This is a genomic window from [Clostridium] symbiosum ATCC 14940 (assembly GCF_000466485.1).
GTDB classification, from domain to species: domain Bacteria; phylum Bacillota; class Clostridia; order Lachnospirales; family Lachnospiraceae; genus Otoolea; species Otoolea symbiosa.
In genome coordinates, this window is sequence record NZ_KE992935.1 from 9483 (window position 1) to 20108 (window position 10626).

The 10626-nt window shown below is 48.2% G+C and carries 10 protein-coding genes; 2 read left to right on the forward strand and 8 right to left on the reverse strand.

From position 1 onward, the window contains the following. Nucleotides 1-177: 177 nt before the first annotated feature. The 6 genes from CLOSYM_RS13170 to CLOSYM_RS13195 all read right to left on the reverse strand — a co-directional run bounded on the left by CLOSYM_RS13170 (nucleotide 178) and on the right by CLOSYM_RS13195 (nucleotide 6498). Complete coding sequence (locus CLOSYM_RS13170; RefSeq protein ID WP_003503643.1) at nucleotides 178-420, reverse strand: YlmC/YmxH family sporulation protein; 243 nt, start codon at nucleotides 418-420, stop codon at nucleotides 178-180. Nucleotides 421-559: 139 nt separating this feature from the next. Further along, on the reverse strand, nucleotides 560-1567 hold the full coding sequence (locus tag CLOSYM_RS13175) for an FAD-binding protein (protein WP_021642472.1): 1008 nt from the start codon (nucleotides 1565-1567) through the stop codon (nucleotides 560-562). Between the two features lie 328 nt (nucleotides 1568-1895). After that, nucleotides 1896-3299, reverse strand: a complete 1404-nt coding sequence (gene pepV, locus CLOSYM_RS13180; protein WP_021642474.1) for a dipeptidase PepV — start codon at nucleotides 3297-3299, stop codon at nucleotides 1896-1898. A gap of 15 nt (nucleotides 3300-3314) precedes the next feature. Continuing rightward, nucleotides 3315-3761: a GatB/YqeY domain-containing protein gene (locus tag CLOSYM_RS13185; RefSeq protein WP_003503640.1), complete on the reverse strand. Its 447-nt coding sequence runs from the start codon at nucleotides 3759-3761 to the stop codon at nucleotides 3315-3317. A 63-nt stretch (nucleotides 3762-3824) separates the two neighbouring features. Continuing rightward, on the reverse strand, nucleotides 3825-5420 hold the full coding sequence (locus tag CLOSYM_RS13190; RefSeq protein WP_003503639.1) for a peptide chain release factor 3: 1596 nt from the start codon (nucleotides 5418-5420) through the stop codon (nucleotides 3825-3827). Nucleotides 5421-5595: 175 nt separating this feature from the next. Then, nucleotides 5596-6498, reverse strand: coding sequence for an alpha/beta hydrolase (locus tag CLOSYM_RS13195; RefSeq protein WP_021642476.1), 903 nt, complete (start codon nucleotides 6496-6498; stop codon nucleotides 5596-5598). Between the two features lie 350 nt (nucleotides 6499-6848). Between CLOSYM_RS13195 and CLOSYM_RS13200 the strand changes: the two genes are divergently transcribed. Further along, entirely contained in the window at nucleotides 6849-7613 is a 765-nt protein-coding gene (locus CLOSYM_RS13200) for a type III pantothenate kinase (protein WP_003503637.1), read from the forward strand. 210 nt (nucleotides 7614-7823) lie between these two features. Here the strand turns inward: CLOSYM_RS13200 and CLOSYM_RS13205 are convergent, their stop codons facing one another. Continuing rightward, entirely contained in the window at nucleotides 7824-8381 is a 558-nt protein-coding gene (locus CLOSYM_RS13205) for a hypothetical protein (protein ID WP_021642479.1), read from the reverse strand. Between the two features lie 237 nt (nucleotides 8382-8618). Beyond that, nucleotides 8619-9401, reverse strand: a complete 783-nt coding sequence (locus CLOSYM_RS13210; RefSeq protein ID WP_003503635.1) for an SseB family protein — start codon at nucleotides 9399-9401, stop codon at nucleotides 8619-8621. Between the two features lie 269 nt (nucleotides 9402-9670). Between CLOSYM_RS13210 and sigG the strand changes: the two genes are divergently transcribed. Next, nucleotides 9671-10447, forward strand: a complete 777-nt coding sequence (sigG, locus tag CLOSYM_RS13215) for an RNA polymerase sporulation sigma factor SigG (protein WP_003503634.1) — start codon at nucleotides 9671-9673, stop codon at nucleotides 10445-10447. The last annotated feature ends 179 nt before the right edge of the window (nucleotides 10448-10626 follow it).

Below are 10626 nucleotides of genomic sequence, written 5' to 3' on the forward strand. Positions count from 1 at the left end.
TCCGCAGACTATATCTTCTCCTCCGCCCCAAAGGCAGACTTTCGCCGGGACAAAAGACTCCGCCAGAGGTATCGGCCCCGTCCACTGGCCTGCGGCCGCTGAGTGTCTCATGCATTAAGTAAGGGTGCGGGCCTTGTCGCGGCCACTCAGCCTTTCCATGTGCGCGGAGCTTAAATCTCATTCTTTCTTCTCCCTCAGCTCAACAAGAATAATGTCGTCCCCTATCTGTTTGATGTCACAAAAAGGAATCACATATTCTTTTTCATGTCCTAAAAACCCCCAGACACAGCCCGGCCCCGGAACGATGATTGCAATCATCCTCCCCGTACAGATATCAAAATCCACATCTCCTACAAAACCGAGGCGTTTACAGTCCTTTATATTGATTACTTCTTTTTGCTTCAGGTCACAGATTCTCATTCTTATGGCCTCCGGAAAGTTGGTTACTGTTAATATATGTGAAAATACGGCTTTGTGTTCCTTTGCCTGTGCCTTTGCCGCAAGAAAAACCGGATCGGAAAAGGCACGGGATTACCGTGCCCTTCAACATTACTATATGCTATTCCCTGTTATCGGAAATGTAAATTGCGGATTCCACTCCGGCCGTCTCACCGAATACAATAGTCGCAGTTAAATCATTTCCCGGCAGAACAGCTTCGCCGTGTACGCCTGCATCGATCAGCCCTCCGACTGCATAGATTCCGGGAACCGGCTCTCCCGCCGCATCCAGGACTTCCGCGCATGAATTGACAATAATGCCCGTAGCTTTTTCATCGGCTGCTTTAGTGAGCTGAATCTCCATTCCTGATAAAACCGGAAGCAGATCCTTGTCGGCAGCTACAACGGCAATGCTGTCGATGGTCTCTTCTGTTCCGTCAATTTCTGCCTTTACTCCTGTCACAACGCCGTCGGCATTCATGACAATCTCTTTCACCTCTGCTCCTGTCTTTACCGGAATCTTCAGATCCTCCACTTTTTTAACCAGCGCTTCGGATAATGCCTCTGAAAGACTGCCTCCGTCTGCCAATGTATAGCTTCTCGCCAGAGATGACCCATCCTTCTTTTCGACTCCTGTTAATTTGATTCCGAGGCCTTCCACCCAGTTCTTGGCTTCCTCAGCGCTCTCAACAAGAAATTCCGCCATATCCTGGTTGTTGCTGTTCTTACCGGCCTTCAATGTATCAGACAGGAAAGTGTCGTATGTATCGTCAATCTCTGCTTCAAACTGCTCGGCCGTCTCCGATGCATTGATAAAATCTTCCTTTTCCTTCATATCGGCTGCCAGTTCACCGCTGCCGCTCAGAATCAGAATCTTAGACGGATTAATCCCATCCTCCGCCGCCTGGATGGCCGCAATCAGCCCTGCGCCGTTTCCTCCGAGGATAACAAGCTCTTTCTTCTGCTCTTCTGCCGCCGTCTCAGCCGCAGCCTCGGTTGACGGAGCCTCCGGTGCCTTCGTTGTCTCTTCGGTTGACGGTGATGTTGGTGCGGTATTATTGCTGCATCCTGTCATCGCTGCCGCAGCCATAACTGCTGCTGAAAACAGGGCAAGTGTTTTTTTCTTCATGTGATTTGTCTCCTCTCTTTGACAGTCCTGTTAAGGAATCTGCTTCTCTATGATACGTTCAAAACAATCGTCCCAATATAGAGCCTGCTGTTTTTAACCATATCAGTACTACAGTCTAGCATAGAATCGGCGGCAAATCAATTGAGCTTTTTTTAATTCTCTGAGGAAAAATGGAATTCTTTATTAAATTTCTATAAAAACAACTCTGCCAGCTCAAAATGGCAGAAGACGCCATGGAAAACTTTACCTTACCGCAAAGGCGGCAAGGCCCAAAGAGCAATCGTCTCCGGGCCTTGTTCCAAACTCTCTATATTCAATAACCGCCGAACTAACGGCACAAATCCGTGATAACCTGGGCAAATATCTTGGCGCTCACCAGCAGCTCGTCAATCACGGCAAATTCATCCGCCCCGTGCATCCTGTTATCCGTCTCCGGCATAGCAGCGCCAAAGGCGACACCGTTCTTTAAACTGTGTACATAGGTTCCTCCGCCCATCGATTCACAGGTTCCCTTACGGCCTGTATATCTCTCATATGCCTTCAGCAGCGTTTTGACAAAATCGGAATTACCGTCCACATAATGAGGAGGCGTCATCGTTTCGTTCGTCAATGTAAACCCGTGTTCCGCCAGTCTCCTCCGGGCAGGCTCCAGCACATTCTCCTCGTTTGCACAAATCGGACAGCGGCTGTCAAAGGTTGCATCCAGGCTGTCTTCACTCACCTCCAGAAGATCAAAGGCCAGTGTCAGCGCGCCGGAAAGTTCATCTTCCATTGCAACTCCCAGAGCCTCGCCTGAAGTGTCATGATAAGGAAACAGCTTTACAAGGCTGTGAAGCGCCTCAATCTGCGCACACGGTGCAAAAGGAAGGCGGCTGATCAGGAGCAGCAGCGCCGTCAGGGCGTTCTTTCCCTCAGTCGGCAGCGACGCATGGGCTCCTTCACCGATTGCTGTTATCTCCAGCGTATGGTTTCTCCCCTGTATTTCGAATGATACGCCTGTCTCTTTCTCCACTTCGGCTCCGGTATCGCGGACAAGATTATCATCCAGGCCTTCAAATACGGCAAATGCCTTACCCGGAACCACATTCGCCTTCGTACCGGCTTTTATTGCGATGACTCTTGCGACGGCATCTGACGGTTCAAATTCTGCCGTAAAATGCCCCTGAAGGCTCCCCTTTTCTATGTTCACAACAGGGAAAGAGCCGTCCGGTGAAAATGTCATCGGGGCTTCTTCCTCAACGTCATAATAATGGCGGATATCGGAACTGCCGCACTCCTCGTCCGTCCCCAGTATCAGCCGGACATTTTTTGACAGCGGAATCCCCAGTTCTTTTACAGCGCGCATCGCATAGAGAGCCGCAACCGCCGGCCCCTTGTCGTCGGCCGTTCCGCGGCCGTAAAGCTTCCCGTCCTTCTCCACCGGGTCAAAGGGCTCCGTTACCGTCCATCCCTCGCCGGCCGGAACCACATCGAGATGGGCAAGGATATCGAGCTGCTTTTCCTTCTCGTTCAAATCGGCTGTTCCTACATAATTGTCGTAATTATTAATGGAAAATCCATATTTCTCGGCCATAGACAGCGCCAGGGCGAGTGCCCTGCTGGCTCCCTCGCCATAAGGTTTTCCCTCCTGATAAGCTGTTTTCTCGCTGTTAATTCTGCACAGGAGACTGATATCATCAATCATTTCCTGTCTGTGGGCGTCAATATATTCTTCGATATGCTTCTTGTACATTGTCTGTCCTTTCCGCTATTTCAGCAATTCTGCCAGAACCTGATTCACAACTTTGCCGTCGGCCTTGCCCTTTACCTTCGGCATCAGGACTTTCATGATTTTTCCTTTGTCCGATGGAGCCGGCTTTTCAATGCCAAGTTCGGAGAGAACCTCCTTTATCACTTGGGCAATCTGTTCCCCGCTCATGTCTTCCGGTGCAAAATCCTTATAAACAGCCAGGCGAGCTTCTGCCTCCGCACGGATATCGTCCCTGTCCGCCGGAGCCAGCTCGTATGTCTCCCTGGTCTGTTTGATTTCTTTTTTCACCACCGCATCGGCTTCTTCTTCCGTCAGAGGCTCCCGCTTATCTATCTCAGCATTCTTGAGAGCGGAAAGAAGCATGGAAAGTGAATCTTTTCTCGCCTTGTCCTTTGCCTTCATAGCCTCTACCATCGCTGCACGTACAACATCAATCTTACTCATCTTCTTACCTCCTGCGAAATTTTTTTCAGAAAAAGTTAAGTCTAAAGCTGTGTAATCGGGGGTTTAATTATTGCGGCCGAATTCGCTCAGCTTAAGACCCGGATTGCGATCCAGGACCATTCCGACGCTCCAGCTGTTAATAAACAGCAGCAGCGGATTATCTCTGAGATCTTTAATCCTCTTCATATCGGATGTACCCTGAATCTTTGCCACATCCAGCTCATCCTTGTTTTCAATCCAGCGGATATACTCATAGGGCAGTTTATCCAGCCTTACCTCTACGTTATATTCATTCTCCAGCCTGTAGGTGAGAACCTCAAACTGAAGCACACCCACCACGCCCACGATTATCTCTTCCATTCCGGTATTAAATTCCTGGAATATCTGGATAGCTCCCTCCTGGGCAATCTGGCTGATGCCTTTGATAAACTGTTTTCTCTTCATCGTATCCATCTGGCGCACCCTGGCAAAATGCTCCGGCGCGAAGGTTGGGATGCCCTCAAACTCGACTTTATCTGCCCCTGTACAGAGCGTGTCTCCGATGGAGAAAATTCCGGGATCAAATACGCCGATAATATCTCCGGCATACGCCTCCTCCACAATCTTCCTGTCCTGGGCCATCATCTGCTGCGGCTGGGACAGACGAATCTTGCGGCCGCCCTGCACATGGTTTACCTCCATTCCGGCCTGGAACTTTCCGGAACAGATCCTCATGAATGCAATACGGTCACGGTGCGCTTTGTTCATATTAGCCTGGATTTTAAATACAAAGGCGCTGAAATTATTGTCAAACGGATCTACAATACCGGTCGTCGTCTTTCTCGGAAGCGGTGACGTCGTCATCTGAAGAAAATGCGTCAGGAATGTCTCCACACCGAAATTCGTAAGGGCGGAACCGAAGAAAGCAGGCGAAAGCTTGCCCTGGCTTACCAGCTCCATGTCGAATTCATCACTTGCACCGTCCAGCAGTTCGATATCTTCCAGCAGCTGCTGGTGGTAATCCGGTCCGATTATGCTGTCCACATCTTCGCTCTCAATTCCAAACTCCCGGGCAGCCACTTCCTTCTGACCTCCCATGGCTGCTGTAAAGGTAGTGATATTTTTCGCATTTCTGTCATAAACGCCTTTAAAATTCTTTCCGCAGCCAATCGGCCAGTTGACCGGACACGTTTTTATTCCCAGAACGCTCTCTATCTCATCCATCAGTTCAAACGGATCCCTGGCCTCGCGGTCCATCTTGTTAATAAACGTAAAAATCGGGATATTGCGCAGAAGGCAGACTTTAAACAGCTTGATCGTCTGCGCCTCGACACCCTTAGACGCATCGATTACCATAACGGCGGAATCGGCAGCCATCAGGGTTCGGTACGTATCCTCCGAGAAGTCCTGATGGCCCGGTGTGTCCAGGATATTGATGCAGTATCCGTCATAATTAAACTGCAGTACCGACGAGGTGACTGAAATTCCCCTCTCCTTCTCGATCTCCATCCAGTCGGAAACGGCATGCTTGGCCGCTTTTCTCCCCTTGACCGTACCTGCAAGGTTGATCGCCCCTCCGTAAAGAAGGAACTTCTCGGTCAGCGTCGTCTTACCTGCATCGGGGTGGGAAATGATGGCGAAGGTACGCCGTTTTTTTATCTGTTCTGTTATATTCTCCAAGAGTTTTTCCTCCAAAAACAATAATTCAATTTATTTTGCCATCGAAAAAATAGACATCTGTATAAGATGTCCACTTTATTCTATTATGAAATATAAGGAAAGTCAACAAAAAGTCTTGACATTCAATATCCGCCAGCCGATATTTGCAAAGGCGCCAAAAAACAACTTCCAGGCCTCAAAACGATTCAAGCCACTTTCGCGCCAGCTCCGGCCAAATCTGGCAGCACGGAACAATGTAGCTGCCCCTGCCGTCATCCGCCGTCTTATCCGTCTCCTGCGCTGCAAGCGCCAGGCCGTGCCTGCCTTCAGGGAAAATATGGAGTTCCAGGCTGACCCCGGCTTTTTTAAGCGCCCAGGCAAATAGAAGGGTGTTCTCCACCGGCACTGTTTTGTCCATGTCCGTATGCCATATAAAAACGGGAGGAACCTGTTTTCCAACCTGCTTTTCAAGAGACAGGAACTCCCTGTCAACGGCCGCAGTCCCGCAGCCTGTCAGGTTGTCAAAGGATCCGCTGTGCCCATATTTCCCGGACGAGATGACCGGATAGGCAAGAATCAGTCCCGCCGGGCGTATATCTTCCTTACTAAGTCCCGTCTTCATCAAAAGAAAATCGCTGTCCCAGAAAATTCCCAGGGATGCCGCCAGATGGCCTCCTGCCGAAAAACCGCACAGAAAAATTCCCTTCGGATCGACATGCCATTGCTCCGCATTTCTGCGTATCAGCGATACGGCAGTGGCCAACTCACAGAGGGCTTCCGGGAAAATGCTGGGCGACGTACTGTAATGAAGTACAAAGGCCTGGCAGTCCATCGCCAGAAACTGAAATGCCGCCGGCTCCCCTTCACGGGTGGAACAAAACTCATAACCGCCTCCCGGGCAGATAATGACTGCTTTCCTGCGTGCATCCGGCTTTCCGTCCGTATTATCTTTCAAAAAGCAGGTTAAAAGGGCCTCGCCGCTGCGCTTTTTGCAGCTTCCCTCTTTGCCTTTACCTGCCGCTTCTCCGGCCGGAACCTCCTTAATCCGGATTCCGGTGCCGTTACCTCCCGTCCTGATCAGATATTTTTTTAAGACCATCTTCCACACTCCTGCTCTTAGGCCCCGGTCTCACCGGGTTCTGTAAATTACCACCATTGTACACCGCGCCCAGCGAACGGTAAAGCAGAAGTTCAGCCGTTCAGTTGAGGGCGGCGGCGAACGGGGTGAAACGGCATCTTTTCCGTTTCTGTGCATCGAAAAGCGTGTTATTGTCCGCGGCACGCCGATTTTGGGCTTGAACAGTAACCATTTGGAAAGATTCGCTCCGATTCCCCTGTTTGCATGATTGTTTTTCCATTTAAAATATTGTATACTTTCAGTAGTTTCATATATAGTATGGATTAATTCATTTTACCGGGTTATTTAAATAAGACGAAGGAGTTTTTTGCATGATTCTGGCTATCGATATCGGCAACACAAATATCTTTATTGGGGCGATCGACAATAAAAAAACGTATTTTGTAGAGCGCATTACAACTACTATTGGCAAAACGAATCTGGAATATGCCATCACACTGAAAAGTATTCTGGAAATCTATCAGATTGAACCAAAAGAGATTGAAGGAGGCATCATATCTTCTGTGGTTCCTCCGTTAAACCGCACACTCATATCCGCCGTCAGAAAGATTACCGGAATCTATCCGAAGCTGGTCGGTTCCGGTATGAAGACAGGGCTGAACATCCTGATGGACAATCCAAAGTCGGTCGGCAGTGACATGATCGTCAATTCCATCGGCGCCCTTGGTGAACACGAACCGCCCATCATTATCATCGAAATGGGAACTGCCACGACCATGTCGGTCATTGACAAAAACAGCCGTTATATCGGCGGCGCCATTCTTCCGGGTCTGCGCGTATCCCTAGACAGCATGAGTTCCAACACGGCCCAGCTCCCGCGGATCAGCCTTGACACGCCGAAGAAGGTAATAGGAAAAAATACGGTGGATTGCATGAGAAGCGGCGTTATTTTCGGAAATGCCGCGATGATAGACGGAATGCTGTCCAGAATTGAAGAGGAGCTTGGAGGACCGGCGACCGTAATTGCCACAGGAGGCATTGCAAAGGCGGTGCTGCCGCTCTGCAGCCATAACATCATTTATGACGGCGCTCTGCTGCTCAAAGGGCTGCTCGCTCTGTATGAGAAAAATAAATAATTAATAGGGGTTTGCTCTGAGGCTATTAGCCTCTGATACTGTCTGCGCTCTAGGCACTTTTAAAGTTCACATAACGTTTCCGGATGTTCTATGTTGAACTTGCTGCCATTACTTCCATGAAGGGCTTCCTCGAAAAAACAGAAAAAGGCTACCAGATACAGTCACCGGAAGCCTTATGGAAAATTGCGCACTCTGACGAAGGCGCATAGATTAAATTTCATTCTTATCGGACTTCTGCCCTTCATTTTTGGGAAAAGCCCCTGCATAGACCGTTATATCCGGTTCAAGCCCCTCTATTTCGACATGCATTTTAACTGTTTTATCTTCTCCTGAAACAAACAGAACGTTCATACCCTTTTTTAATGTCAATTTTTCTTCTGTCCAGAAAATATTGTAAGCCTCCTCCGTAGCCGCTGTCAGTTCCTCCGATGTCTTGTCTTTGGAGCCCTCATGGTAGTAACCGAGCTTTACGCCAGCCTGATGGGCGGTGCTGTACGTATACCGCATCGTTACCGTCGTATCCTCCGATACCTGCAGGAACATAAAAGCCGCCTCCGTCTCCTTCAGGTAAGCATCAAAATCGACGGATATCACATCCCCTATGTCATCTTTAATCGTGTTAAATATACTGGACTGTGCATTTATTACCGGTCGGACGGCACTTTCCTGTTCTGTCCCGCTTTCGGATGCCGCACGCGCTTTCCCGCCGCAGGCAGTCATGGCTAAACCAAGGCAGATAAGCGCCAGCGATAGAACTGTCTTTTTCATTCCTCGTATTCCTCCTTTGATTGATATTATCTATAACGAGGCATCCATTACCATCTCTTCAAATATTTACCGTAAAAAGAAAACTGAGGTAATGAAACTGCGGTAATAAAACAGGGAAATTCCCCTCCCGGCGTCTTCCCGGAATACATCGGGAAAATACCGGGGCAGAATTCCCCCTTGCTGTTCTCAGTTATAATTTACTTATCCTGGTCCGGGCCTCTCTTCTATATTACCCTATTATTTTACTACTTTTAATGTAGAGCATTCTTTCTCGATATTGTCAATCTTTTCTCTGTCCAGCCTGAGTCCGAAGCCGAAGGGATTGACAACGATTCCGTCCACTTTGCGCACCAGTTTTTTCAGATCGCGGAACTTCACAAGTTCTGTCTGGTATTTCTGTTTCTTATCAAATTTACCAAACTCAATATGATCGGTGAATACCGGATAAAACTTCATTCCCTTATTATCTGTAATAATTGGGTAAGCTCGCTCATTCCGGCTTTCGGACGGAAGCAGAAACTTTGCATGATATATCTCGGAACACATCATGTCCTGCATCGGTTTCACCGCCCTTTTTCTGGAAAGCTCCTGGTAGAACTGGGCCGCCGCACGCATCAGAGATGGATTCACGATAATATCGCCGTTGTCCTCCGGTTTCTCCACAATGCTGAACAGTGACATGGTAAGTGATTCCTGTCCCTTATCAACCACAATGGCTTCAAAGCCGCTGCGGTATAAATCATTAAAGAAGCCGATCCTCTGAGCCGCTCTGATCTCCAGACTCTTAACCTCATATCCTTCCCACTTTAATTCCTTCACAAATTCATCGGCAAACGCCTTGCTGGAAAAAATATAAGCGGCCGGCTTGGCATTCTCCGCTCCCATAAAAAAGTTATTTGTTACTCTGGCTGCAACTGCAAACAGGCTGTCACCCGTGCGTATCACATCCAGGATTTCCCCAAAAACCGCTTTATCTTCATTCTCTAAATAGGATTTTATTAATTCATTAATGGTTTTCATTCTATTCCTCCATCTGTATGTATCATCGGTTACTCGTACTGCCATCAATTTGTAACAGTTCAGACAGCATGAACTGATACGGCTATTTTACTATTCTAACACAGACGCAGCCAACAATCAATCAACTCTCTGAAAAGGAAAATTTTTTCATTCCTCCGGCCGTATAAATCGGTTCAAATTCGTACATCATTCATTTATAAGAACGCGGTGACATGCATGCCTCAAATTCATTTCACCGCCAATCAATGAAAGATGCGGAGGTAAAGTACATGCCTGTTTACAAAGTAGAAATCTGCGGAGTCAACACTTCCAAACTGCCTCTTCTCAGCAATGATGAGAAGGAAGAGTTGTTTAAACGGATTCTTGATGGCGATATGGATGCCAGGGAGCAATACATTAAAGGAAATTTGCGTCTTGTCTTAAGCGTCATCCAGCGTTTTTCAAACAGCAGCGAAAATGTTGACGATCTTTTCCAGATTGGATGCATCGGGCTGATTAAAGCGATAGATAATTTTGATATAACACAGAATGTGCGCTTCTCCACCTATGCGGTTCCAATGATCCTTGGTGAAGTAAAGCGTTATCTGAGAGATAATAATTCAATACGTGTCAGCCGTTCCCTGCGCGATACTGCCTACAAGGCCATCTACGCCCGTGAAGGACTGATGAAGCGGAACTTAAAGGAGCCGACCATCTGCGAAATCGCTGATGAGATCGGAGTCAGCAAAGAGAGCATTACCTATGCGCTTGATGCCATACAAAGTCCGGTAAGTCTTTATGAGCCGGTCTATACAGACGGCGGCGATCCTCTCTATGTCATGGATCAGCTTAGCGATAAGAAATGTTCTGAGGAGCACTGGATCGAGGATATTTCACTGAATGAAGCCATGAAGCGGCTCCCGGAGCGGGAACGCCATATCATAGACATGCGTTTTTTTGAAGGCAAAACACAGACCGAAGTGGCGGAAGAAATCCATATCAGCCAGGCCCAGGTCAGCCGCCTTGAAAAAAGCGCGCTGAAAAATATGCGCAATTATCTCAGTTGACATCAGAGGGAACGAGGTAAATAATAGATTGAGCGGAATTAAGGCCGGAAGAATATCACCGGTTTTAATTCCGCTCAATTTGGTGTGGTATGGTGTAATTTCAGTATTTAACTGAGGATGGGAGGACGCGTCCGGGACGGACCATGTCCGGTGTGGTGAGGGATTCTGTCTGAGTCTTC

Coding starts and splice junctions, on each gene's coding strand:
- CLOSYM_RS13175 (WP_021642472.1), bottom strand. CDS start 1,567: ATGAAGAAAAAAACACTTGCCCTGTTTTCAGCAGCAGTTATGGCTGCG.
- CLOSYM_RS13185 (WP_003503640.1), bottom strand. CDS start 3,761: ATGAGTAAGATTGATGTTGTACGTGCAGCGATGGTAGAGGCTATGAAG.
- CLOSYM_RS13195 (WP_021642476.1), bottom strand. CDS start 6,498: ATGGTCTTAAAAAAATATCTGATCAGGACGGGAGGTAACGGCACCGGA.
- sigG (WP_003503634.1), top strand. CDS start 9,671: ATGCCTGTTTACAAAGTAGAAATCTGCGGAGTCAACACTTCCAAACTG.
- CLOSYM_RS13205 (WP_021642479.1), bottom strand. CDS start 8,381: ATGAAAAAGACAGTTCTATCGCTGGCGCTTATCTGCCTTGGTTTAGCC.
- CLOSYM_RS13210 (WP_003503635.1), bottom strand. CDS start 9,401: ATGAAAACCATTAATGAATTAATAAAATCCTATTTAGAGAATGAAGAT.
- CLOSYM_RS13170 (WP_003503643.1), bottom strand. CDS start 420: ATGAGAATCTGTGACCTGAAGCAAAAAGAAGTAATCAATATAAAGGAC.
- pepV (WP_021642474.1), bottom strand. CDS start 3,299: ATGTACAAGAAGCATATCGAAGAATATATTGACGCCCACAGACAGGAA.
- CLOSYM_RS13200 (WP_003503637.1), top strand. CDS start 6,849: ATGATTCTGGCTATCGATATCGGCAACACAAATATCTTTATTGGGGCG.